The following is a 24,127-nucleotide window of genomic DNA, read 5'->3' on the forward strand; positions in this document are numbered from 1 at the left end:
CGCCATGAACACCGACGCCGCCGCGCGGGTCTACGAAGAGCTGCTCACCCGCGTCGGTGAGGCGAATCCTCGCCCGCGCATCGAGCCGGTGCGTCGGCTCGCCGAGCTCGCCGGCAGCCCACAGCTGTCCTACCCGGTTATCCAGGTCGCCGGCACCAACGGCAAGACTTCAACGAGCCGCGCCATCGAGTCGTTGCTGCGCGCGCACGGTCTGCGCACCGGTCTGTTCACAAGCCCGCACCTCGTTGATTTCACGGAGCGCTTCCAGATCGACGGCACCCCCATCGACGGTGCTGTGCTCGCCTCGGCCTGGGATGAGCTTCGACTGCCCCTCGAAGTGGTTGACGCCGAACTCGCCGCTGCCGGCCAGGGGCCGATCACTTTCTTCGAGGCGCTCGCTGTGTTGGCCTACGCGGCATTCGCCGATGCCCCCGTCGAGGTGGCGGTGATCGAGGTAGGCATGGGTGGCGAGTGGGACGCGACGAACATCGCAGACGCCCGCGTCGCCGTCTTCACGCCCATAGACCTCGACCACACGGCAATTCTCGGGCCAGACATCGAAACTATCGCGCGCACCAAGGCAGGCATTGTGAAGCCCGGCAGCGCGGTCGTCTCGGCTGAGCAGGCGCCCGAGGCGCTGTCCGAGCTCGAAGACGCCGCCGAACGAGCGGGCGCGCCCCTCATCGTGCAGGGGCGCGACTTCCGCCTCATCGAAGATCGCGTCGCCGTAGGCGGCCGCCAGATCGAGTTCGTCGGCATCACCGGCCGCCCCTACGATCCGGCCTTCGTGCCGCTCTTCGGCCGGCACCAGGCTGAGAACGTCACGCTCGCCGTCACAGCCGTCGAGGTGTTCTTCGGTGCGGAACGACCCGTTCCTGAAGAGGTGCTCGACGAGGGTCTTGGCCAGCTCACCTCACCCGGCCGCCTGCAGCTCATCGGCACCGATCCCGTGGTCTACGTGGATGCCGCGCACAACCCGCACGGTGCCGAAGCGCTCGCGCGGGCCGTCACCGAGTCGTTCAACTTCGAGGAGCTGGCCCTCGTGGCTGGCGTGCTCGAAGAGAAGGACTCCTTCGGGTTGCTGCGCGCTCTCGCGCCGATCGCGCACCGCGTCACCGTCACCCCCGTCGAGTCGCCCCGCTCGCTCGATGCGTCGGCTCTGCGCGAGATCGCCGAAGAGGCGATCCCTGATACGCCTATCGAGGTTGCTGACAGCTTGCCCGAAGCACTCGATGAGGCACGCGCCTGGGCTGGCCGGGCTGAGGGCCGCGGAGTGCTCGTCGTCGGTTCGGTGCTGCTTGCGGGCGAGGCAATCGCTCACGCCCGCGCCGAGGGCTGGGGGATCGCATGACAGGCAAGCAGACCGGCGCCGCCGACGGCCTGAACGGCGATCCGAAGCGGCAAGCGAACCTGGCCAACGCTGCGAACCCCACCAGCCCCTCCACCCCAGATGCTGCTGAGGAGCTGCAGCTGTCTCCTTCGGAGACCATGGCCCACAATTCGGCAATGCGGGTGGCGGGTGCGCGCCGCGGCACACAGTCCACGCAAAAGGCGCTCGCGTCGATCGTGCTCGGCTTCGAACTCATCGTGGTGGTGCTGATCGGTCTTTCGCTGTTCGGTCTCGGCACGCTGGAGCCGCGCGAGCTGGGCCTCGTGATCGGCGGTGGCCTGGGCCTGCTCATCATCGTGGCCCTGGGTGTGATGCGCGTAGGCCGAGTGGGGATCATCATCGGCTGGGTGGTGCACGCCCTCATGCTCGCAACGGCGATCCTGTTGCCGATGGCCCTGCTGGTAGGGCTCGTCTTCACCGCGCTGTGGGTGTACTGCATGGTGAAGGGCGCGCAGATCGATCGCGATCGTGCTGCCTGGATTGCCGCGCAGGGCGCCTGACCGCAAGTTTCGGGGCCTGCGGCCTCGATAGAATCTGTGGCGGGGTGACACGCACCCCGCCGACCCTGTACTGAAGGAGCGTGCATGTCCGCTGAAGAGACCCTCATCCTGGTGAAGCCCGACGGCGTGGCCCGTGGCCTCACCGGGGAGATCCTGCGCCGCATCGAGGCGAAGGGCTACACCATCGCCGATCTGCGCATGGTGCACGCGGATCGCGAGCTGCTCGCCGCGCACTACGCCGAGCACGAGGGCAAGCCCTTTTACGAGCCGCTGATCGATTTCATGAGTTCGGGCCCCGTGGTTGCGGTGCGTGCCAGGGGCGAGCGCGTGATCGAGGGCTTCCGTGCACTGGCCGGTGCCACCGATCCGACCACCGCCGCTCCGGGTACGATCCGCGGCGACCTCGGCCGTGACTGGGGCCTGAAGGTGCAGCAGAACCTGGTGCACGGCAGCGATTCGACGCTCTCGGCCCAGCGCGAGCTCGGCCTCTGGTTCGCGTAGTCGCACGCTCGTGGAATCCCTGAGCGCTGCAGAGGCCCGGCGCGTCGGGCTCGCCGCTCAGGGGTTCTCGAACGCGCCGCGGCTGCGGCGCAGACGCCCCTTCGATGCGGTGCTTGACGCGCTGCATGTGCTGCAGATCGACTCGGTCAACGTGTTCGCTCGCAGCCACTATCTGCCGGTATTCTCCCGTCGCGGCGACTATGACGCGGCGGCACTCGACAGGCATCTGTGGCGCGGCGGCGAATTCACGGAGTATTGGGCGCACGAGGCGGCATTCATTCCAGTGCGTGATCGGGCCCTGTTCGGGTGGCGCATGGGGGAGTTCCGTGATCGTTTCACCAGCAACGGCCGCGCCGAGGCGCTGGCGCCAACGATCGAGCGCGTGCATTCGGCGCTCGCGGCTGGCGGGCCTCAGTTCGTGCGCGAGCTTGAGGATGGCCCGCGAAACGGGCGGGGCCCGTGGTGGGACTGGAGCGAGACGAAGCAGGCCGTCGAGATGCTGTTCGCCTGGGGCGAGGTGGTGTCTGCAGGCCGCGAGGGGTTTCAGCGGCGTTACGCCCTCGCCGAGCAGGTGCTCCCCGCCGATGCGCTCCGAACGGTGGAGCGGGAGGAGGCGCAGCGTGCGCTCGTCGAGCAGGCGGCCCGCTCTCTCGGGGTCGCGACGCTCGCCGACCTCGCCGACTATCACCGCTTGAAGACGGCTGATGCCCGTGCGGCGGTGGGGGCGTTGGAGGAGCAGGGGATCCTGATTCCGGTGACCGTCGCCGGCTGGCAGCGCAGTGATGGTGCACCGGAGGCTGCGTGGCTGCACCGGGCTGCGCGGGTGCCGGCGCGGCTCGCCCCTGACGCGCTGCTCACTCCGTTCGATCCGGTGGTGTGGTTCAGGCCTCGGGCCGAGCGCATGTTCGATTTTCACTACCGCATCGAGATCTACACGCCGAAAGCGAAGCGACGCTACGGCTACTACTGCCTGCCGCTGATGGTCGGCGGGCGCCTCGCGGGCCGCATCGATCTCAAGGCGGAGCGCCCCCGGAAGCTAGGTGAGCGCGGTGCGCTGCTGGTGCAGGCTGCGTGGATGGAGGATCGGGCGCCTGCGCGCACTGCCGAGGCAGCAGTGTCGTTGTTGGCACGCGCGGCACGCTGGCAGGGACTCGATGAGGTGCGGGTGAGCGGCGTGGGCAATCTGCAACTGCCCGCGGGCTTCGATGCTGCCTAGAGCAGCGGTAACGAAGATCGCCTCTCGCGAACCGACGCGAGAATGTCAGTGGTCCCGAGTACCCTCGAAACCATGGAACCCACGCGCAGCGTTCGCCCCTTCGAAGTGGTCAGCGAATACGAGCCCAGCGGCGATCAGCCGGCGGCCATCGAAGAGCTGGCCGGGCGCATCAACGCGGGCGAGACCGACATCGTGCTGCTCGGTGCCACCGGCACGGGCAAGTCGGCCACGACCGCTTGGCTGATCGAGCAGGTGCAGCGGCCCACGCTTATCCTGGCCCACAACAAGACCCTGGCGGCGCAGCTGGCGAACGAGTTCAAAGAGCTCATGCCCCACAACGCTGTCGAATACTTCGTCAGCTATTACGACTACTACCAGCCCGAGGCCTACGTGCCGCAGACCGACACCTTCATCGAGAAAGACTCCTCGATCAACTCCGAGGTCGAGCGACTGCGCCACTCCACCACCAACGCGCTGCTCTCCCGCCGCGACGTCGTGGTCGTCTCCACCGTCTCGTGCATCTACGGCCTCGGCAAACCAGAAGAGTACTACGAGGCAATGGTGCCGCTCGTGGTGGGAGATACCCTCGACCGCGATGTGCTGCTGCGGCGCTTCGTCGACATGCAGTATCAGCGCAACGACATCGAGTTCGTGCGCGGCAACTTCCGGGTGCGCGGCGACACCGTCGAAATCATCCCCATGTACGAGGAACTTGCGATCCGCATCGAGTTCTTCGGCGACGAGATCGAGGCGCTCTACTACCTGCACCCGGTCACCGGCGACGTGATCAAGCAGGTCGAGACGGTATCCGTCTTCCCCGGCTCGCACTACGTCGCGAGCCGCAATGTGATGAACCGCGCCATGGGCACGATCGCAGAAGAACTCGACGTGCGCACCCGCGAGCTCAAGCAGCAGAACAAACTGGTCGAAGAGCAGCGGCTGCGCATGCGCACCACCTTCGACCTCGAGATGATGGAGCAGATCGGCTTCTGCTCAGGCATCGAGAACTACTCGCGGCACATCGACGGGCGCCAGCCGGGGGAGGCACCGCACTGCCTACTCGATTACTTCCCCGACGACTTCCTCGTGGTCATCGACGAATCCCACGTCACCGTGCCGCAAATCGGTGCCATGTTCGAGGGCGACGCATCCCGCAAGCGCACGCTCGTCGACCACGGCTTCCGTCTGCCGAGTGCGCTCGACAACCGGCCACTGAAGTTCGACGAGTTCAAAGAGCGCGTAGGCCAGACCGTGTACCTTTCGGCCACCCCCGGCCGCTACGAGATGGATCGCGCAGACGGCGTCGTCGAACAGATCATCCGCCCCACCGGCCTCATCGACCCCGAGATCGTGGTCAAGCCTTCCGAGGGCCAGATCGACGACCTCCTCGAAGAGGTGCGCGTGCGCGCCGAGCGCGACGAGCGCGTGCTCGTCACCACGCTCACCAAGAAGATGGCCGAGCAGCTCACCACCTTCATGGAGGAGGCCGGCATCCGGGTGCGCTACTTGCACTCCGATGTCGACACTCTGCGCCGCGTCGAACTGCTCACCGAGCTGCGTGCAGGCGTCTACGACGTGCTCGTCGGCATCAACCTGCTGCGAGAGGGTCTCGACCTGCCCGAGGTCTCGCTCGTGTCGATCCTCGACGCCGACAAAGAGGGCTTCCTGCGCTCCTCCACCTCACTCATCCAGACCATCGGTCGTGCCGCCCGAAACGTGTCGGGCCAGGTGCACATGTACGCCGACACCGTCACCCGCTCCATGCGCGAGGCAATCGACGAAACCAACCGCCGGCGTGAGATCCAGCAGGCCTACAACGCCGAACACGGCATCGACCCACAGCCGCTGCGCAAGAAGATCGGCGACATCACCGAGATGCTCGCTCGCGAGGCCGCCGACACCGAGGATGTGCTCTCGCGCACGGGCGCCCACGCTCAGCGCAAGGGCGGCTCCGCGCAGCGGGCGAAGGGAAAGGCCGCATCTCGGGCCGGTGCAATCGGCGCCGAGGGCGCGGCGAAGCTCGAAGAGCTCATCTCCGATCTCACGGATCAGATGCTTGTTGCCGCCGAAGAGCTCAAGTTCGAGCTCGCCGCGCGTCTCCGAGACGAGGTCGCCGAGCTCAAGCGCGAACTGCGCAGCATGGACGCGGCGGGGCACCTGTAGGAGCAGCAAACTCCCATAGCTCGTCCCACCCGCCCATCGAGCCCAGCCCCGGATCGGAGCCGCCGTGTACCGCGAAGTCGCCATCCCGGGCCTCGGCGTCCTGTGGATGGCCAGCCCGAGCGAGCACGCGACCACCATTCCGGCAGACGGCTGCGCTGACCTCATCCTGCGCGATGACGAACTGATCGTGGCCGGGCCCTCGACGCGGTGGCTCGTCGCGCAGGGGAGCAGGCAGGGCGCAACAGTGGGGCTGCGGTTCACGCCCGGCTTCGCAGGCGCGTTGTTCGGCGCCGATGTCGCCGAGGTGCGGGATCGCGTCCTTCCCGCACGGGATCTGCTCTCGGCCTCGCACTCTGATCGCGGGGAGCGAGCACTGCGCGCACCGCTCAGCTCCCGCAACTTGCACGAAGCGGCCGGCGCGGTGGCGGGCAGCCTCGACCTCGACCCGGATATCGCTGATCTACGGTGGACCGCGATCGTCAGCTCAGCCGCAGTGCGCGGTGATCCGTTTCCTCAACTCGCCGCGCGACTCGGCTACTCGGAACGTCAACTGCGGCGACGTATGCAGCAGTCGTTCGGCTACGGCTACGCCGCTCTGCGCGGCGTGCTGCGTGCAGAGCGCGCCCGCGGCATGCTCGTGAGCGGCGCGCTTCCCGCGGAGGTCGCTCAGCGCGCGGGCTACGCCGACCAGTCGCACATGACTCGAGACTTCACACGCATCATCGGCAGCACTCCCGGAAGGCTCACGGCACCCGAGCCGCCAGGGCGGCCGGGTGACCCGACCTCAGGCGGGGTCTGAGAGGAGCGGCGCGTAGAGGTCGATCGAGTTGCCGTCAGGGTCGAGCACGGTCGCGTAGCGCTGGCCCCACGGCGTAACCCAGGGCGCGGTGTGCGCAGCCGCGGGATACTGCCCCACGAGTTCGGCGTAGGCGCGGTCGACCTCTTCGGGGCTCTCCGCCCGACAGGCGAAGCCGATCCGACCGCCACCGGGAGCGGGAAGCTCGAAATCGGGCATGAAGCTCTGGATCGTCGAGACCGGATCCCAGGCGAGCGTCATCCCTCCCGGCAACGTGGCCTCAACGTGGGGTGCCTCATCCTGGCCCGCGGGAATGTCCACCCCGAGAGCGCGGTAGAACGCGAGCGAGGCCGGCAAATCAGCGGTGACGATGGCGATGAAGTCGAATCTCAGGGTCATGGGGGAAAGCGTACGCGCCACACCGCCCGGGCCGATAGAACAAAACGGACGCTGCCGCTTGCGTGGCGCACATCAGGTGCTCAGCGACGCCATCAAGCGCAGTGAACTGTTTCACGAATCAACCCCCACACGGGCACATTAACAGGAACCGAAGCACCCACAGGCCCGCACTCCGACACCGATGAGGCGCGATAGCGGTCCACCCGCGTCATCTCGTCGAACTCACGATCGATAAAGGCTGATTCCCCAGCTGCAGCGACCGCGACCACGCACCGCACCGTCGCACTATCCAATGGGCCATGCCCTGCCAGCACCGCAGTCTTCACGAGACCACTGACATTCATGACTCGGGCGGGCCTCACAACACGAGATACCCGTAGCGATCCGCGATCCTGTCGATCACACCGATGAGTTCATCCCGGCCGAGGGGGAGCAGCGCCGCAGGATACCGGGGGAGCGCATCGGCAGCACCGGCCCAGAGCGCCACCACCCGCGCATCTGGCACGAGCGACGACGCAGACACCACGCCATCGAGCTCGGGGTAGCGTTGCGCAATCGCGCGGGCCCACACACGCGACCGCTCGCGATCGCCGGAAGAGATCGCGGAATTGCCGCCGGCGACAGCGATCCAATCGCTGTCGGAAAGATCGAGGAGACGCAGCGGCCGCGTCACCTCGAACGCGGCGAGCGTGGGTGAACCATCGCGCAGGCGGATCATGCGCTGCGCCTGGAACACTTCCAGCAGAGCTGCGGCAAAAGCCCCACCAAGCGCACCACCATCAGCAACGCCACCACCGCGCCCCCGTTCGAGCACCCCGTACAACACCCCCGCGCCCTCGTGCTCGCCGACAGGCAGCGGGTGGGGGTCGAAGCGCCCATCGAGCGGCCCGAAGGTGCGAAACTCATGCCACGCCACGGGGTGAGTGCCGCCGGCGCGGAAAATGCGTGCGATGAGGGTTCCTTCCGGCACGCTCAGCACCCAGCTCGGGTCGGCGTCGAGCGCGGGGAAGCGGGCCGGATCCGGTGCCGGCAGCTGCTCGCTCACGGCAGTCGGTTCAGCGCGTCATCAACGGCGGCAGCTGCAAGGGCCGGATCGCCTCCCTGCGCCAGCCACTCAAAGGGCGCAAGCTCTTCGCCGTCAACCCGCAGACGCATCGCGGGGGAGGTGAGCACCCGCTCGACAAGGGACAGCGGGGTGCCAGCCGGAATCGCGGCAGCAACCTCGGACCAGCCCGGCAGTTCGCGCCCGTCGAGAAACTGGAACGAGGGCAGGCGCCAGCCGTCGCTGCGGCGCTGGGCGAGCAGGGTGCGCGCCGCGCAGCGCTGCCGCACCCGCGCGGGGGTCACCCCGATCATCTCGGCGGCCTCGCCAACGGTGAGACTGCGCTCAGCGTGCTGTCGCTCCCAGAGCCGACTGCGCCGGCTGGCGGGCAGCGAACTGGGCTGCTGCATCTCGGCTTCAGTGACATCGAGCCGTGCGAGCACCGCGGTTTCAGCCTCGGTCAGTGTACGCACATCGGCACGCTGATGGGCCAGGATGTCGGTGAGAAGCTCTGCCGCGATGTCGATGTGATCATCTTCGAGCTGGGTGATGAGCGCGGTGAGACGGTCGCGGCCAGGCCGCGCAGTGCCTGCGCCGCGGCCCTCGCGCGGGCTCCGGGCGGGCAGCTGAGCGATCGACATGGCGCCTCCTTCTGCACATTGCATCTACTTGCGTCAATAATACGCGAAAGCCCCTCGGCAGGGAAGTGCGCCAGCGGCGAAATCGACAACTTCACTCGTACACACGTTCGAATTTTCAGGCCGGTCGACATAGGATGGATCAGTGACCTCGAACAGCACCGCACCCGCACACACCAGCCAGATCCGGTCATCGGCCGCGCATGCTCAGATCAGCGTGCAGGGCGCCCGAGTGCACAATCTGCAGAATGTCGATCTCGCAATCCCACGCGACTCCATGGTCGTCTTCACCGGGCTGTCAGGCAGCGGCAAGTCGAGCCTCGCTTTCGACACGATCTTCGCCGAGGGCCAGCGCCGCTACGTCGAATCACTCAGCGCCTACGCCAGGCAGTTCCTCGGCCAGGTAGATCGCCCCGACGTCGACTTCATCGAGGGCCTGAGCCCCGCCGTCTCAATCGACCAGAAATCCACCAACCGCAACCCGCGAAGCACCGTGGGCACCATCACCGAGATCTACGATTACATGCGCCTGCTGTGGGCGCGCGTCGGCGTGCCCCACTGCGCCATCTGCGGTGAGCGCATCGAATCGCAGACCGTGCAGCAGATCGCCGACAGGCTCATGGAGCTGCCCGAACGTACCCGCTACCAGGTGCTCGCACCCGTGGTCAATAAGAAAAAGGGCGAGTTCGTCGACCTCTTCCAAGAGCTCGCCGCAGCCGGCTACTCGCGCGCTCTCGTCGACGGCGAGATGGTGCAGCTCAGCGATCCGCCCAAGCTCAAGAAGCAGATCAAGCACGACATCTCAGTGGTTGTCGACCGCCTCGTAGCCGGCCCCGAAATGCTGGGCAGGCTCACCGACTCCCTCGAAACCGCACTGCGGCTCGCAGGCGGCATCGTGGCAATCGACTTCGTCGACCTCGAAGCCACAGACTCAGAGCGCACCCGCCTGTTCTCCGAGCACCTGAGCTGCCCCAACCAGCACCCCGTCCAGCTCACCGAGATCGAACCCCGCACCTTCTCCTTCAACGCCCCCTTCGGTGCCTGCTCCGCCTGCTCCGGGCTGGGCACGAGCATGTCGGTTGACGAAGATCTCGTGCTCGGCGACCCAGAACTCTCTATCACCGACGGCGTCATCGTGCCGTGGACAAGCCAGGGCAAAAGCCTCTACCAGTATTACGAAAAGCTGCTCACCGGCCTCTCCCAAGACCTTGGCTTCTCACTCGACACCCCTTGGTCCGAGCTCGACGAAGACGTGCGCGCCGCCGTGCTCTACGGCAACAACTTCAAGGTCAATGTGCGCTGGAAGAACCGCTTCGGCCGTGAGGTGAAATACTCCAGCGGATTCGAAGGCGTCATCCCCTTCATCGAGCGCCAATACGCCGAAGCAGAGAGCGACACGAAACGCGACCGCTGGCAGGAGTTCCTGCGCGAGGTGCCCTGCCACGCCTGCCACGGCCAGCGCCTCAAGCCCGAGGTGCTCGCGGTCACCGTCAACGGAGAGTCGATCTCGGGGGTCACCGAGTTCAGCCTCACCGACGCAAAGCGCTTCTTCGACGAAGTGATCCTCACCGAACGCGAGGCCCGCATCGCCGCTCAGGTGCTGCGCGAAATCAGGCTGCGCTTCGACTTCCTCATCGAGGTCGGCCTCGGCTACCTCACCCTGGCGCGCGCCGCGGGCACACTGTCAGGTGGTGAAGCGCAGCGGATCCGCCTCGCGACTCAGATCGGTTCCGGCCTCACCGGCGTGCTCTACGTGCTCGACGAACCCAGCATCGGCCTGCACCAGCGCGACAACCGCCGCCTCATCGAGACCCTCATCAAACTGCGCAACCTGGGCAACACCCTCATCGTTGTGGAGCACGACGAAGAAACCATCGAAGCCGCCGACTGGATCGTCGATATCGGCCCCGGCGCCGGCGTCGAGGGCGGCACCGTCGTGCACTCGGGGGAGTACCGCGAGCTGCTCGAGAATCGCGACTCCATCACCGGCGACTACCTCGCCGGCCGCCGCAGCATCGCCACCCCCAAGAAGCGTCGCAAGCGCGACCGCAACCGCGAGCTCAAAGTCGTCGGCGCACGCTCAAACAACCTGCAGAACGTCGACGCCGTCTTCCCGCTCGGTGTCATGACCGCGGTCACCGGTGTCTCGGGTTCAGGCAAGTCCACCCTCGTCAACGACATCCTCTACCGAGTGCTCGCGAATCAACTCAACGGCGCCCGTCTCGTGCCCGGCAAGCACACCCGCGTCACCGGCCTCGAACACCTCGACAAGGTAGTGCACGTCGACCAGGCACCCATCGGTCGCACCCCACGCTCCAACCCGGCCACCTACACGGGCGTGTTCGACAAGATCCGCAACCTCTTCGCAGACACCCCCGAGGCCAAGACCCGCGGCTATCTGCCCGGCCGGTTCAGCTTCAACGTCAAGGGCGGCCGCTGCGAAGCCTGCTCGGGCGACGGCACCCTGAAGATCGAGATGAACTTCCTGCCCGATGTCTACGTGGCCTGTGAGGCCTGCGGCGGCAAGCGCTACAACCGCGAGACGCTGCAGGTGCGCTACAAGGGCAAGAACATCTCCGAGGTGCTCGAGATGCCGATCGCCGAGGCTGAAGAGTTCTTCCGCCCCATCTCGTCGATCCACCGCTACATGAAGACGCTTGTCGATGTGGGCCTCGGCTACGTGCGCCTCGGCCAAAGCGCCACCACCCTCAGCGGCGGCGAAGCGCAGCGCGTCAAGCTCGCCACCGAGCTGCAGAAGCGCTCCAACGGTCGCAGCATCTACGTGCTCGATGAGCCCACCACGGGTCTCCACTTCGAAGACGTGCGCAAGCTGTTGCTCGTGCTGAACGGTCTCGTCGATAAGGGCAACACCGTCATCACGATCGAGCACAACCTCGATGTGATCCGCAGCGCCGACTGGGTGATCGATCTCGGCCCCGAGGGCGGATCGGGTGGCGGCACGATCCTGGCCACAGGCACCCCCGAGCAACTTGCCAAGCATCCCGAAAGCCACACCGGTCGCTTCCTCGCCGAGGTGCTCGACGGTTGGGCGGCGAAGTCTGCACGCGCGCTCGAAGCGACAGCCACGGCGAAGGCCTCCGCTTGATCGAGCCCCTCGACAACCGCGCCGCGTTTCGGCCAGCCCAGGGCGAAATTCCCACGAGCCCTGGCGTCTACCGCTTCAGCGATAAGCACGGACGCGTGCTCTATATCGGCAAGGCGAAGAACCTGCGCGCGCGGCTCTCCAACTATTTCCAGCCGCTGCATTCGCTGATGCCGCGCACCCGCACCATGCTGTCACTTGCGGCGAAGGTTGACTGGACCGTTGTCGCCACCGATACCGAGTCGCTCGTGCTCGAGCACACCTGGATCACCGAGTTCAAGCCGCCGTTCAACGTACAGTTCAAAGACGACAAGACCTACCCCTATCTCGCGGTCACACTGCGCGAAGAGGCACCACGGCTCATCATCACCCGCAATGAGCGGATCCGGGGCGCCCGTTACTTCGGCCCCTACCCGAAAGTGTGGGCGCTGCGCGAAACCACGCAGCTGCTGCAGCGAGCCTTTCCGATCCGCACCTGCAACGACGCCGACTACAAACGCGCCATGCAGAGCGGCCGGCCCTGCCTCGCCGGCCAGATCGGCCGCTGCCACGGCCCCTGCTCCCACCTCATCACCATCGAAGCGCACCGCGAACGCGTGAACGAGCTCGTAGCCTTCCTCGCCGGCGGCGACACCCGGCATCTGCGGGCACTGCAGCGCGCCATGCGCGAGGCGGCGGCCGAGCAGCGCTACGAAGACGCAGCCCGAATGCGGGATCAGGCGCAGGCCGTCGAGCACGTCATGGAGAAGAACGCCGTCGTGCTCGGCACCGGGTCGAAGTTCGATGTGAATCTCGACGTGTTTGGATTGCGCAGCGACGAACTCGCCGCTGCCGCGCACCAGTTCATCATTCGTGAGGGACGGATTCGTGGCGAGCGCAGCTGGATTGTGGACGTCGAACTCGACGATTCGCCGGCAACGCTGCTGGAGCAGGTGATCCAGTCCGCCTACGACGGCGAACGAGAGCCACCGCCCGAGATTCTTGTGCCGCTGCTGCCCGAGAACACTCCCGCGCTCGAAGAGGCTCTGAGCGCTCAGCGGCCGCGCCGCGGGCGCGTGCACGTGCGGGTGCCCGAGCGGGGTGACAAGGCGCAGCTCATGGATCGCGCCGTGCTGAACGCTGGGGAGAACCTCATCAGGCACAAGCTCAAGCGGGCGGCGGATCTCACGGCGCGCACCGACGCCCTCGCCGAACTGCAGCAGGCCCTCGGCATGGAGGAGGCCCCCCTGCGCATCGAGTGCATCGACGTGTCGCACCTGCAGGGCACAGGTGTTGTCGCATCGCTGGTGGTCTTCGAAGATGGGTTGCCCGCGAAGGGTGCCTACCGCAAGTACCGCATCGAGCAGACTCGCGACGACACCGACTCGATCCACCAGGTCGTCTCGCGCCGCGCCGCGCAGCTCAACGCCGCACGCGAAGCCGGGGAGCAGCCCAGCGGCGTCTACCGCGACCGCCCCCAGCTGCTCATCGTCGACGGGGGCGAACCCCAGGTGCGGGCTGCGGCCCGCGCGCTCGACGCCGCAGGAATCACCGACGTCGCACTGTGCGGCATCGCGAAGCGTCTCGAAGAAATCTGGTTGCCGAACGATCCTTTCCCCGTGATCCTTCCCCGCACGAGCGAGGCACTGTTTCTCGTGCAGCGCATCCGCGACGAAGCCCACCGCTTCGCCATCACCTTCCAGCGCCAACGCCGCAGTACCTCCATCGCGAGCCGTCTCTCCGAGATTCCAGGGCTCGGCCCCAAACGCGTGCAGGGCCTGCTCAAGCACTTCGGTTCCGTTGCCAGGCTGCGCGCCGCCTCCCACGACGAACTCGCTTCGGCCCCCGGTCTGGGGCCGAAGCTCGCCGAGCAGATCCTCACCCACCTCGCCGCTTCAGACAGCTCAACCCCCGAGCCGGCCCCCGACCCCGCAGGCGCAGAACCGGGCACAGCCGCTACGGCTAAACTTGAGGCACCGAACATCGAGGCATCAGCAGGCGACCCCCAGGGGGCGCCAGACGAGGGGAACACGGCGTGAACGAGCAGGTATCCGGGCAGGAAATCCTCATCGTCACGGGCATGTCCGGGGCCGGGCGCAGCACGGTCGCGAACACGCTCGAAGACCTGGGCTGGTACGTCGTCGACAACCTGCCCCTCTCGATGCTGAAAACCCTCGCCGACATGGCCGACCGCTCAGGCGGGGCGCTGCCGCGCATCGTCGCCGTGGTCGATGTGCGCGGTCGCGACCTCTTCGCCGAAATCCAAGATGTCATCGACGAACTGCGCTCCTCGGCGACCGTGCGCGTCGTGTTCCTCGACGCCACCGATGAAATCCTCGTGCGGCGTTACGAGTCGGTGCGCCGCCCGCACCCGCTGCAGGGGGAGGCCGGCAGCCTGCTCGAAGGGATCCGCCTCGAACGTGAGCGCCTGCAGGAACTGCGCGCCTCAAGCGACGTGGTGATCGACACCTCCCGTTACAACGTGCACGATCTCTCAACAGCCACCCGCGATCTCTTCTCCGACGACAACACGCCCGGCCTGCAACTCTCCGTGCTGAGCTTCGGCTTCAAGTACGGTGCCCCTACCGACGTCGACCTCATGGTCGACATGCGCTTCCTGCCCAACCCCTTCTGGATCCCTGAGCTGCGCCCACTCACCGGCGTCGATCCTGAGGTGAAGGACTACGTGCTGAGCCGCGACGGAGCCGACGAATTCCTCGACAACTACGTCGCAGCACTCACCCCGGTTCTCGCTGGTTTCCAGCGGGAGAACAAGCGACACGCCTCACTCGCGGTAGGGTGTACCGGCGGCAAGCACCGCTCGGTCGCGACGGCCCGCGAGCTCGCCGACCGCCTCGCCGGCCTGCCGGGCGTAAGCGTCAGCCTGCGCCACCGCGACCTCGGCCGCGAGTAGCCCGCGCGCCGCAGCGCCCCCTCTTCAACCCTCATTCTCCGAAAGGATCCGATTCGTGCTGTCTACTCCCGAGGTGAAGAGCGAACTCGTACGGTTCCCGGTGCAGCGCACCGGCGAACGCGTCGCCGAAGTCGCCACGATTCTGCGTCTCGCGGGCGGCCTCCACACGATCTCGGGTCGTATCGCGCTTGAGGCAGAACTCCACACCCCGCAGATCGTGCAGCGGGTACGCAAAGATCTCGCCGAACTCTACGGCGTGCGTTCGGAGGCCAAGCAGCTACCCCCCTCGAGCACCAGGCCCGGCGCTCCGCAGTTCCTCGTTCGCGTGCTCGACGGCGAAACGCTTGCACGCCAGCTCGGCCTGCTCGATCAGCGACGCCGCCAGATCCGCGGCCTGCCGAACCGCCTCACGACGGGAGCGCAGGCCGAACTCGCAGCACTCTGGCGCGGCGCCTTCCTCGCACGCGGAGGCATCACCGCACCGGGCCGATCCGCCGCTCTCGAAATCGTGTGCCCCACCAGCGAGGTCACCATGGCTCTCGTGGGCGCTGCCAGCCGCATCGGCATCGACGCAAAGAGCCGCGAGATCCGCGGTCAGAACAAGGTTATGATCCGCGACAGCGAGGCGATCGGCGAGATGCTCGGCGCAATGGGCGCCCAGCAGGCTCGCACCGCATGGGACGAACTGCGCCGTGCCCGCGAAACCCGCGCAACCGCGAACCGTCTCGTCAACTTCGACGACGCCAACCTGCGACGCTCGGCACAGGCCTCCGTCGCGGCGTGCGCGCGCGTCGAGCGGGCGCTCGAAATTCTCGGCGACGGCGTTCCCGAGCACCTGCTCTACGCAGGTCAGCTGCGCCTCGCGCACCGCGAAGCCAGCCTCGACGACCTCGGCACCCGCGCCGATCCACCGCTCACCAAAGATGCCGTCGCCGGCCGCATCCGACGCCTCCTCGCAATGGCCGACAAAGAGGCCGAAGCCCGAGGCATCCCCGGCACCGAGGCAAGCCTGCCGGAAGAGCTCGACTCGATGTGACCGCCGCGCCTCGGCGCGTCAACCCCCCTCGGGCTGGAAACGATTCTCCGCCTTTCCCAACGCCGGAGCCCTAGACTTGAACTGTCAACTGTCGAACGCAGAGATTGGAGCGCCTCATGGCCGCCTATTCACTCCCCGAGCTTCCCTACGATTACGCCGCGCTCGAGCCGCACATCAGCGGCAAGATCATGCAGTTGCACCATGACAAGCACCACCAGGCTTACGTGACCGGTGCCAACACCGCGCTCGAGCAGCTTGCCGAAGCCCGCGACGCCGAGAACCTCGCCGCGGTCAACAAGCTCGAGAAAGATCTCGCCTTCAACCTGGGTGGCCACGTCAACCACACCATCTTCTGGAACAACCTCTCGCCCGAAGGCGGGGAGCGCCCCGAGGGCGAGCTCGCCGCAGCAATCGACGAGTACTTCGGCTCCTTCGAGAAGTTCCAGGCCCACTTCACGGCAACCGCGCTCGGCGTGCAGGGCTCCGGTTGGGCAGTGCTCGCGTGGGATGCGCTGGGTCAGCGCCCCAACATCGTGCAACTCTTCGACCAGCAGGGCAACCTGCCCGCAGGCACCGTGCCGCTGCTGATGCTCGATGTTTGGGAGCACGCCTACTACCTCGACTACCTCAACGTGCGCGCTGACTACGTGAAGGCGTTCTGGAACATCGCCAACTGGCAGGATGTGGCTCGCCGCTTCGAAACCGCCCGCTCGCAGACCCCCGGCCTGATCTGAGCTCCGCCCGACATGCGCACCATTGAATCACTGGGAGACCTGCGTTCCCGCACCGTCATTGTCCGCTGCGATCTGAACGTTCCGCTGTCCGACGGCGTCATCACCGATGACGGCCGGATTCGCGCCTCGCTCACCACGATCCGCGAACTCCGCGATGCGGGCGCGAAGGTCGTCCTCATCAGCCACCTGGGCCGACCGAAGGGCGAACCAGAAGCCCGCTACTCGCTGAAGCCCGTGGCGGTGCGCATGTCGGAGCTGCTCGGCGCCCCCGTCGAGTTCGTCAACGAGACCGTCGGTGCCGAGGCATCGGCGGCGGTTGCAGCGCTCACCGACGGTGACGTCGTACTGCTCGAAAACCTGCGCTTCAACGCGGGGGAGACCAGCAAGGACGATGCCGAACGGCGCGCCTTTGCCGAGCAGATCGCCGAGTTCGGCGACGCCTTCATCTCCGACGGCTTCGGCGTTGTGCACCGCCGCCAGGCGAGCGTGACCGACCTCGCCGAACTGCTGCCCAGCGCGGCCGGCCGCCTCGTCGCGGCCGAGCTTGAGGTGCTGCAGCGCCTCACCGTCGACCCTGCGCGCCCCTACACGGTGGTGCTCGGCGGATCGAAGGTCTCCGACAAGCTCGGCGTCATCGCACACCTCCTCGAGCGCGTCGACACCCTGCTCATCGGCGGCGGCATGCTGTTCACCTTCCTCGCAGCCCAGGGCCACGCCGTCGCGGCGAGCCTGCTCGAGCAGGATCAGCTCGACACCGTGCGCGGCTATCTTGCCGAGGCTGAGAAGCGCGGTGTGCGCATCGTGCTGCCGAGCGACGTCGTCGTGGCCGAGGCCTTCGCGGCCGACGCCGCTCACGAGGTTGTGCCCGCCGACGCCATCGAGTCGTCGAGCTTCGGCGAGGCCGGAATCGGCCTCGACATCGGTCCCGATTCTGCCGCGGCATTCGCGAAGGTCATTGCAGAATCCGCGACGGTCTTCTGGAACGGTCCGATGGGCGTGTTCGAGATGGAGGCATTCGCTGCGGGCACCCGTGCCGTGGCGAAGGCGCTCACCGAAACCGACGGCTTCACCGTTGTTGGAGGCGGCGACTCGGCGGCCGCGGTGCGTGCTCTCGGATTCTCCGACGATCAGTTCGGCCACATCTCGACGGGCGGCGGCGCAAGCCTCGAGTTCCTCGAGGGCAAGCCCCTTCCCGGATTGGAGGTGCTCGCGTGACCGCGAACGCTCAGCGCACCCCGCTCATTGCAGGGAACTGGAAGATGAACCTCGATCATCTCCAGGCCATCGCTCTCGTGCAGAAGGTGTCGTGGGCGCTCAAAGACGTCAAGCACGACTACGCCAGCACCGAAGTGGCTGTCTTCCCGCCCTTCACCGATCTTCGTTCGGTGCAGACCCTTGTCGCGGCCGATAAGCTATCGCTCGTGCTCGGGGCTCAGGATGTGTCACCTCACGAGGCCGGCGCCTACACCGGCGACGTCTCGGCCCAGATGCTCCGCAAGCTTGAGGTGCGGTACGTGCTCGTGGGCCATTCGGAGCGCCGCCACGGCCACGGCGAAGGTGACCAGCTCGTCGGGCAGAAGGCTCTTGCCGCCCACCGCGCCGGCATGGTGCCGATGATCTGCGTCGGCGAAACCGCCGAAGATCTCGACCAGCACGGCGCGGCGGCGATCCCGCTGGCGCAGCTTGCAGCAGCACTCGCTCCGCTTCCTCGTGACGCCGAGTTCGTGATCGCCTATGAGCCTGTGTGGGCGATCGGCAGCGGTCAGGCCGCCACGCCGGAGCAGGCTCAGGAGGTGGCGAAGGCCATTCGCGATTCACTTCGCGAACTGCGGGGCGAGGAGATCGCCGACACCACTCGCGTGCTCTACGGCGGCTCGGTGTCGAGCCAGAACGTTGCAAGCTTCCTGCGCCAGCCCGACGTCGACGGCGCGCTCGTCGGCGGGGCCAGCCTGAAGTCAGACGAGTTCACCCGCATCATCCAGTTCAAGAAGCACGTCACCGGTTCCTGAGCTGGGGCCGGGTGCGACGCGCCCGGCCCCAGCTCACGATCGGTATACTAGACGTTGGCCTCCCGCGCCCTCAACCATTGAAAGGTGACCTGCGTGCTCATCCTCAAGATCGCTCTGATCGTCATCCTGGTGATCACGAGCCTGCTGCTCACCCTGTTCATCCTGCTGCACAAGGGCCGCGGCGGAGGTCTTTCCGACATGTTCGGCGGCGGCGTCACCTCGAGCCTCGGCTCCTCGGGCGTCGCTGAGCGCAACCTCAACCGCATCACCATCGTCGTATCGCTGGTGTGGGTCGCGTCGATCGTTGGTCTTGGGCTGCTTGCCCGTTTCTCGGTGGTCTGATCCTCCGATTCCAGCCAGTGCCGGCGTCTCACTGCGAGACCGTCGCGCCACGATCTTCGCAGTTCAGTAGCAGAAAGGTATCCATTGCCAGGCAGTAACGCCATTCGCGGCGCCCGTGTCGGATCCGGCCCCATGGGGGAGAAGGACCACGGAGCACGCGCCGAACGTGTTCAGATCTCCTACTGGGACGCGCTCGGAAACGAGACGATCCGCTATTTCGCGGCCGACGTCTCCCTCGACGAAATCCCCGAGCAGATCGATTCGCCCACGACAGGCCTTCCGGCCGGCCGTGACCGCGAGAACCCGCCGCAGCTCCTCAAGAACGAGCCGTACAAGACGCACCTCGCATATGTGAAGGAGCGTCGCACCCCCGAGGAGGCCGACGAACTGCTCGATGCTGCGCTGCAGAAGCTGCGCGCGCGTCGCGGCACCGCCAAGTAGGTGTAGCGGTTCGAACCCTGTTCACCGAAAACGCCCCGATCCACACGGATCGGGGCTTTTCTCGTAGCTGTAAGGAGCCGTGAGCTGCACACTCAGAGCGCGGCGAGCAGCGCGTCGATCACTGATCGATCGCCCGCGGCGAGCGTCATCGCGATGACCGGCCGCCCCCGCTCTGCAAGCACCTCTCTGTCGCCGCGCGCCTGAGCCGCGATGAGCACCCCAAAGCCTTTAGAATCGGGGATCGGCACCTCGGGGGTCCCAGTGTCGCCGATCTGCAGAAATGCACCGAGCGCAGGCCCGCCCTTGTGGAGCTGGCCCACGGAGTGCAGGTAGCTCGGGCCGAAGCCCAGAGCGACAGGCACACGGAGATGCGAGGCGAGGCGGTCTCGCAGCTCGGCGAGCGCCGCCGCGATCACGCCTTGCGGGTCAACGTAGGCTTGGATCGCAAGGTAGCCACCGGGCGGCACCGACTCACGCAGTCGGTTCAGGATCTCCGCGGTCGGCGGCGCAGCCGGTGCCGGCGACGTCGAGCTGCCAGCCTCAGCGAGCGCTGCCCGAGCCGCCACCTTCGCAGCCTCGACGTCGGGCTGGTCGAAGGGGTCGATGCCCATCAGCCTGCCCAGCAGCGCGGTGGCCGTCTCCCACAAGAGCAGCTGAGCACCGAGCGGCGCGGAAACCACGACCCCCCTGTCGACGGCGGGGGCGGCATCGGGGGAGCCGGGGTGCCCTGCGCCGTCAGACACCTGCACAACCACGGCCTGCTGAGGCACCTCACTGAACTCGGGTGCGTCGAGGCGCAGCGCAATCGGCAGCACCCCGTGCCCCTCCTTGCCCGTCGACTCGGCGACGAGCTGCTCGATCCAGCTGCCGAGCCCCCACCGCGCGTTCGCGGCCTCGCCAACCAGCAATACAAAACGCTGGGGCAAACCCGCCGCGATCGCCGAGGCAAGCTGCAGCGCAGGATTCGAAACGTCGTCGCGAGCCAGCGTGGAGCGCACCGCCTGCGCCTCATCAACGAGACGCCGCACGTCGACACCGGCGAGCCCAGAGGGCACCAGGCCGAAAGCCGTTAGCGCCGAAAAGCGCCCACCGACCTCAGGGTCGGCGGTAAAGACCCGGCGCCCAGCAGCGCGGGACTCCTCATCAAGAGGTGAACCGGGGTCGGTGACGATCACCACCCGCGAAGCCGGGTCGATGCCCGCCTCACGGAAGGCCTGCTCGAAGGTCGCAAGATGACTGCGGGTTTCAATCGTGCTGCCCGACTTGGAACTCACGATGACAGCCGTGCGGGCAAGGTCACCGCCGAGCGCACGCGACACCACCGCCGGGTGGGTGGAGTCGATCATGGTGAGCTCGACACCAGCCCAACGGGCAAGCACGGCAGGTGCGAGGCTGGATCCGCCCATACCGCACAGCACAAAGCGGTCAACGCCGTCACCCGCGAACTCATCGCGCAACGCCTCGATCCGAGGGATCAACAGCTCCGCATCCGGCGCGAAATCCGTCCACCCCAACCTAATCGCAGCCTCAGCCTCTGCCTCGCCGCCCCACAGGCCAGCATCATGCGCGAACAGCCGGCTCGCCGCGCGATCCCGCACCAGCGCATCGACGAGCTCGCCTGCTCGGCTACCATTCGTGTGTGCGACGTCGGCTCCGAACGCAATCTCGATCTCACCCATGCTGTGCACCTCCTTCAAAGCCGCGCGATCCTTACGCCTGCAACGCCCGCGCCACAGTGCCGCAGAGGTCATCCCAGGAGGCTTCGAACTTCTGCAGCCCCTCCAGTTCGAGCTTCTCGGTCACTTCGGCGTAGTCGATGCCCAGCGCGTCGATCGCGTTGAGCAGCTGATTCGATTCCAGGTATTCAGAGGTGATGGTCTCGCCGCGCACCTCACCGTGGTCGGCGAACGCCCGCAGCGTCGCCTCCGGCATCGTGTTGACGGTCTGCGGGGCAGTGAGTTCTTCGACGTAGAGGGTGTCGCGCAGCGACGGATCCTTCACCCCGGTCGACGCCCACAACGGCCGCTGCACATTCGCCCCGAGATCGAGCAGCAGACGCGCCCGCTCCGTGGTGAAGGCCTGCTCGAACACCTCGTAGGCGAGGCGCGCGTTCGCGACACCCGCCTGGCCGGTGAGGGCCCGTGCCTCTGCCGTGCCCACAGCGTGCAGCCGGGCATCGATCTCGGTGTCGACCCGCGACACGAAGAACGACGCCACCGAGTGGATGGCTGACAGATCATGGCCCGCAGCCCGCGCCTGCTCAAGCCCGGTGAGGTAGGCGTTGATGACCTGACGGTAACGCTGCAGACTGAAAATGAGGGTCACGTTCACGCTGATCCCGGCGGCGATAGTCTCGGTGATGGCTTCGAGGCCCTCGACAGTCGCCGGAATCTTGATCATTGCGTTGGGGCGGTCAACCTTCGCCCACAGCTCGCGCGCCTGCGCAACGGTGCCCGCGGTATCGCGAGCGAGGCCAGGCTCGACCTCGATCGACACCCTGCCGTCACGACCATTCGACTCGGCGTATGCCTCGGCGAACACGTCGCAGGCGTCGGCCACATCGGCTGTGGTGAGTTCGACAATGGTGGCCGCGACGTCGAGGCCGCGTGCGGCGCACGCCGCGATCCGCTCACCGTAGCCGATGCCGCCGCCGATCGCGCCCGCGAAGATCGTCGGGTTGGTGGTCACCCCGACGACGTCGTGGCTCGCGATCAACGCCCGCAGCTCACCGCTCTCAAGACGCGCACGCGAGAGATCGTCGAGCCAGATGCTGACACCGGCTCGGCTGAGGGCGCGGGTCGACTCGCTCATCGCGCCACCTCGGCGAGGCTCTCCTTCGCCGCTTCAACGACGGCCTCGGTGGTGATGCCGAACTCGCGGAACAGGGTCTCGTAGTCGGCGGATGCGCCGAACTGCTCGATCGACACCGAACGGCCACGATCGCCCACGTAGCGCTCCCAGCCGAGCGCGAGGCCGGCTTCGACACTGACGCGCGCGGGCACCGACGCCGGCAGCACACTCTCGCGGTACTCGGCGCTCTGCTCCGCGAACCACTCCAGGCAAGGTGCGCTGACCACTCGCGCGCCAATGCCCTCGGCGGCAAGCCGCTGCCGGGCCTCAACGGCCAGCTGCACCTCGGAGCCCGTAGCGATGAGCAGCACGTCCACCGACCCAGTGGGGGAGTCGGCAAGCACGTAGGCACCGCGGCGCACACCCTCGGCGGCTGCCTCGGGCGTTGCGAACTCGCCGCCACGGGGCAGCACGGGCACGTTCTGGCGGGTGAGTGCGAGGCCGGTCGGGCCGGCGTGGCGGCTCAGCACCTCGTGCCAGGCGATCGCGGTCTCGTTCGCGTCGGCCGGGCGCACCATCGCAAGGTTCGGGATCGCACGCAGCGATGCGAGGTGCTCGATGGGCTGGTGGGTGGGGCCATCCTCGCCGAGAGCGATGGAGTCGTGGGTCCACACGAAGATGCTCGGCACGTTCATGAGCGCCGCGAGTCGCACTGCGGGGCGCATGTAATCGGCGAACTGCAGGAAGGTGCCGCCGTAGCTGCGGGTCTTGCCGTGCAGTTGGATGCCGTTGAGGATCGCCGCCATCGCGTGCTCGCGGATGCCGAAGTGCAGCACGCGGCCGTAGGGGTTGCCCTGCCATGACGAGGTGGAACGGCGGCTCGGCACGAATGAGGGCGCACCGGGGATCGTGGTGTTGTTCGAGCCGGCAAGATCGGCGGATCCGCCCCACAGCTCGGGCATGATCGGTCCGAGCGCGGCGAGCACCTTGCCGCTCGCGGAACGCGTTGCGATGCTCTCACCGGGCTCGAAGACCGGCAGCGCTTCGAGGGCTCCCTCGGGCAGTTCAGCGGCCTCGAGCCTGTCCAGCAGTGCCTTGCGCTCGGGGTTGGCCGCCGCCCACGCGTCGAAGGAGCGCTGCCACTCGGCGCGCTTCTCGGCACCGCGATCCACTGCCTTGCGCGTGTGCGCAATCACCTCGGGGGCGACCGCGAAGTGCTGCTCGGGATCGAAGCCGAGCGCCCGCTTCAGGCCCGCAAGCTCTTCACCCCCGAGCTTCGAACCGTGGATGCCGCCCGTGTTCTGCTTGCCGGGGGAGGGCCAGCCGATGATGGTCTTCAGGATAATGAGGCTCGGCTTGCCAGTCTCGGCCTTCGCGGCCTCGATTGCGGCGTGCAGTTCGGCGAGATCTTCGACGTATTCGCCCGTCTTCTTCCAGTCGACCTCGATGACCTGCCAACCGTAGGACTCGTAGCGCTGGGCGACGTCTTCCGAGAACGAAATGTCGGTGTCGTCTTCGATCGAGATCTGGTTGGAGTCGTAGATGGCAATCAGGTTGCCGAGCTCCTGGTGGCCGGCGAGGCTCGAAGCCTCGGCGGTCACGCCCTCCTGCAGATCGCCGTCACCGGCGACGACGTAGACGAAGTGGTCGAAGGGGCTCGTGCCGGGAGCAGCCTCAGGGTCGAAGAGACCGCGCTCGTAGCGGGCCGCATAGGCGAAGCCCACGGCCGAGGCAAGGCCCTGGCCGAGCGGGCCCGTGGTGATCTCGACACCAGCCGTGTGGCCGTACTCAGGATGGCCGGGGGTCTTCGAACCCCAGGTGCGCAGTGCCTCGAGATCTTCGAGTTCAAGCCCGTAGCCGCCCATGTAGAGCTGCACGTACTGGGTGAGCGAGGAGTGCCCCACCGAGAGGATGAAGCGGTCGCGACCGAGCCAGTCGGCGTCGCTCGGATCGTGGCGCATCACCCGCTGGTGCAGCAGATAGGCGAGAGGCGCCAGGCTGATAGCGGTGCCGGGGTGGCCGTTGCCCACCTTCTCGACAGCGTCAGCCGCCAGCACTCGCGCGGTGTTCACCGCGAGATCGTCGAGCTCGTCCCACTGCAGTTCGTTTCCCAAGAGTCACCTTTCGACGGGAA

At 67.0% G+C, this 24,127-nt stretch carries 21 protein-coding genes; 15 read left to right on the forward strand and 6 right to left on the reverse strand.

All coding sequences use genetic code 11. The features are described from left to right. Window positions 1-4 precede the first annotated feature (4 nt). The 6 genes from WFL22_RS04405 to WFL22_RS04430 all read left to right on the forward strand — a co-directional run bounded on the left by WFL22_RS04405 (window position 5) and on the right by WFL22_RS04430 (window position 6,569). Window positions 5-1,351 carry a bifunctional folylpolyglutamate synthase/dihydrofolate synthase gene (locus WFL22_RS04405; protein WP_336991806.1) on the forward strand — a complete coding sequence of 449 codons (1,347 nt, stop codon included), beginning with the start codon at window positions 5-7 and terminating at the stop codon, window positions 1,349-1,351. Continuing rightward, window positions 1,348-1,890: a DUF4233 domain-containing protein gene (locus tag WFL22_RS04410; RefSeq protein ID WP_336991628.1), complete on the forward strand. Its 543-nt coding sequence runs from the start codon at window positions 1,348-1,350 to the stop codon at window positions 1,888-1,890. Before WFL22_RS04405 ends, WFL22_RS04410 begins: the two co-directional genes overlap by 4 nt. Before the next feature lie 84 nt (window positions 1,891-1,974). Further along, window positions 1,975-2,391, forward strand: coding sequence for a nucleoside-diphosphate kinase (gene ndk, locus WFL22_RS04415; RefSeq protein ID WP_336650950.1), 417 nt, complete (start codon window positions 1,975-1,977; stop codon window positions 2,389-2,391). Window positions 2,392-2,401: 10 nt separating this feature from the next. Beyond that, window positions 2,402-3,607: a winged helix-turn-helix domain-containing protein gene (locus tag WFL22_RS04420; RefSeq protein ID WP_336991629.1), complete on the forward strand. Its 1,206-nt coding sequence runs from the start codon at window positions 2,402-2,404 to the stop codon at window positions 3,605-3,607. Between the two features lie 72 nt (window positions 3,608-3,679). After that, a complete protein-coding gene (gene uvrB, locus WFL22_RS04425) occupies window positions 3,680-5,770 on the forward strand; it encodes an excinuclease ABC subunit UvrB (protein ID WP_336650948.1) in 2,091 nt (696 codons plus the stop codon). Window positions 5,771-5,834: 64 nt separating this feature from the next. Continuing rightward, entirely contained in the window at window positions 5,835-6,569 is a 735-nt protein-coding gene (locus WFL22_RS04430; RefSeq protein WP_336991630.1) for a helix-turn-helix transcriptional regulator, read from the forward strand. Here WFL22_RS04430 and WFL22_RS04435 read toward each other — a convergent pair. The 3 genes from WFL22_RS04435 to WFL22_RS04445 form a co-directional block, all read right to left on the reverse strand. Continuing rightward, window positions 6,555-6,965, reverse strand: a complete 411-nt coding sequence (locus WFL22_RS04435) for a VOC family protein (protein WP_336650946.1) — start codon at window positions 6,963-6,965, stop codon at window positions 6,555-6,557. The two genes, WFL22_RS04430 and WFL22_RS04435, sit on opposite strands and share 15 nt — an antisense overlap. 358 nt (window positions 6,966-7,323) lie before the next feature. Then, window positions 7,324-8,010 carry a hypothetical protein gene (locus WFL22_RS04440; protein WP_336991631.1) on the reverse strand — a complete coding sequence of 229 codons (687 nt, stop codon included), beginning with the start codon at window positions 8,008-8,010 and terminating at the stop codon, window positions 7,324-7,326. Beyond that, the gene (locus WFL22_RS04445) at window positions 8,007-8,648 is read right to left on the reverse strand and encodes a hypothetical protein (RefSeq protein WP_336650944.1); all 642 of its coding nucleotides are present in this window, start codon (window positions 8,646-8,648) and stop codon (window positions 8,007-8,009) included. The genes WFL22_RS04440 and WFL22_RS04445 overlap by 4 nt, the downstream gene beginning before the upstream one ends. A 181-nt stretch (window positions 8,649-8,829) precedes the next feature. Here WFL22_RS04445 and uvrA point away from each other — a divergent pair, with 181 nt between their 5' ends. The 9 genes from uvrA to WFL22_RS04490 all read left to right on the forward strand — a co-directional run bounded on the left by uvrA (window position 8,830) and on the right by WFL22_RS04490 (window position 19,203). Then, window positions 8,830-11,751, forward strand: coding sequence for an excinuclease ABC subunit UvrA (gene uvrA, locus WFL22_RS04450; protein ID WP_336991807.1), 2,922 nt, complete (start codon window positions 8,830-8,832; stop codon window positions 11,749-11,751). Beyond that, entirely contained in the window at window positions 11,748-13,766 is a 2,019-nt protein-coding gene (uvrC, locus tag WFL22_RS04455) for an excinuclease ABC subunit UvrC (RefSeq protein WP_336991632.1), read from the forward strand. The genes uvrA and uvrC overlap by 4 nt, the downstream gene beginning before the upstream one ends. After that, entirely contained in the window at window positions 13,763-14,641 is an 879-nt protein-coding gene (rapZ, locus tag WFL22_RS04460; RefSeq protein ID WP_336650942.1) for an RNase adapter RapZ, read from the forward strand. The genes uvrC and rapZ overlap by 4 nt, the downstream gene beginning before the upstream one ends. A 55-nt stretch (window positions 14,642-14,696) precedes the next feature. Beyond that, complete coding sequence (gene whiA / locus WFL22_RS04465; protein ID WP_336650941.1) at window positions 14,697-15,677, forward strand: DNA-binding protein WhiA; 981 nt, start codon at window positions 14,697-14,699, stop codon at window positions 15,675-15,677. A 116-nt stretch (window positions 15,678-15,793) separates the two neighbouring features. Beyond that, on the forward strand, window positions 15,794-16,411 hold the full coding sequence (locus WFL22_RS04470) for a superoxide dismutase (RefSeq protein WP_336650940.1): 618 nt from the start codon (window positions 15,794-15,796) through the stop codon (window positions 16,409-16,411). Window positions 16,412-16,423: 12 nt separating this feature from the next. After that, entirely contained in the window at window positions 16,424-17,626 is a 1,203-nt protein-coding gene (locus tag WFL22_RS04475; protein WP_336650939.1) for a phosphoglycerate kinase, read from the forward strand. Then, window positions 17,623-18,420, forward strand: a complete 798-nt coding sequence (gene tpiA, locus WFL22_RS04480) for a triose-phosphate isomerase (protein WP_336991635.1) — start codon at window positions 17,623-17,625, stop codon at window positions 18,418-18,420. Before WFL22_RS04475 ends, tpiA begins: the two co-directional genes overlap by 4 nt. A gap of 93 nt (window positions 18,421-18,513) precedes the next feature. Continuing rightward, window positions 18,514-18,762, forward strand: coding sequence for a preprotein translocase subunit SecG (secG, locus tag WFL22_RS04485; protein WP_336650937.1), 249 nt, complete (start codon window positions 18,514-18,516; stop codon window positions 18,760-18,762). An 84-nt stretch (window positions 18,763-18,846) separates the two neighbouring features. Continuing rightward, window positions 18,847-19,203 carry an RNA polymerase-binding protein RbpA gene (locus WFL22_RS04490; RefSeq protein ID WP_336991636.1) on the forward strand — a complete coding sequence of 119 codons (357 nt, stop codon included), beginning with the start codon at window positions 18,847-18,849 and terminating at the stop codon, window positions 19,201-19,203. Window positions 19,204-19,295: 92 nt separating this feature from the next. On the opposite strand, the gene WFL22_RS04495 is transcribed toward WFL22_RS04490, so the two are convergent. From WFL22_RS04495 to tkt, 3 genes are read right to left on the reverse strand one after another with little or no spacing between them, the layout of a single operon-like run. After that, window positions 19,296-20,882 carry a glucose-6-phosphate isomerase gene (locus WFL22_RS04495; RefSeq protein ID WP_336991638.1) on the reverse strand — a complete coding sequence of 529 codons (1,587 nt, stop codon included), beginning with the start codon at window positions 20,880-20,882 and terminating at the stop codon, window positions 19,296-19,298. A gap of 31 nt (window positions 20,883-20,913) precedes the next feature. Beyond that, window positions 20,914-22,014, reverse strand: coding sequence for a transaldolase (gene tal / locus WFL22_RS04500; RefSeq protein ID WP_336991640.1), 1,101 nt, complete (start codon window positions 22,012-22,014; stop codon window positions 20,914-20,916). Next, window positions 22,011-24,107 carry a transketolase gene (tkt, locus tag WFL22_RS04505; protein WP_336991642.1) on the reverse strand — a complete coding sequence of 699 codons (2,097 nt, stop codon included), beginning with the start codon at window positions 24,105-24,107 and terminating at the stop codon, window positions 22,011-22,013. Before tkt ends, tal begins: the two co-directional genes overlap by 4 nt. Window positions 24,108-24,127: the final 20 nt, after the last annotated feature.

The organism is Leucobacter sp. VD1 (assembly GCF_037150695.1).
In the GTDB taxonomy this organism is placed as follows: Bacteria; Actinomycetota; Actinomycetes; order Actinomycetales; family Microbacteriaceae; genus Leucobacter.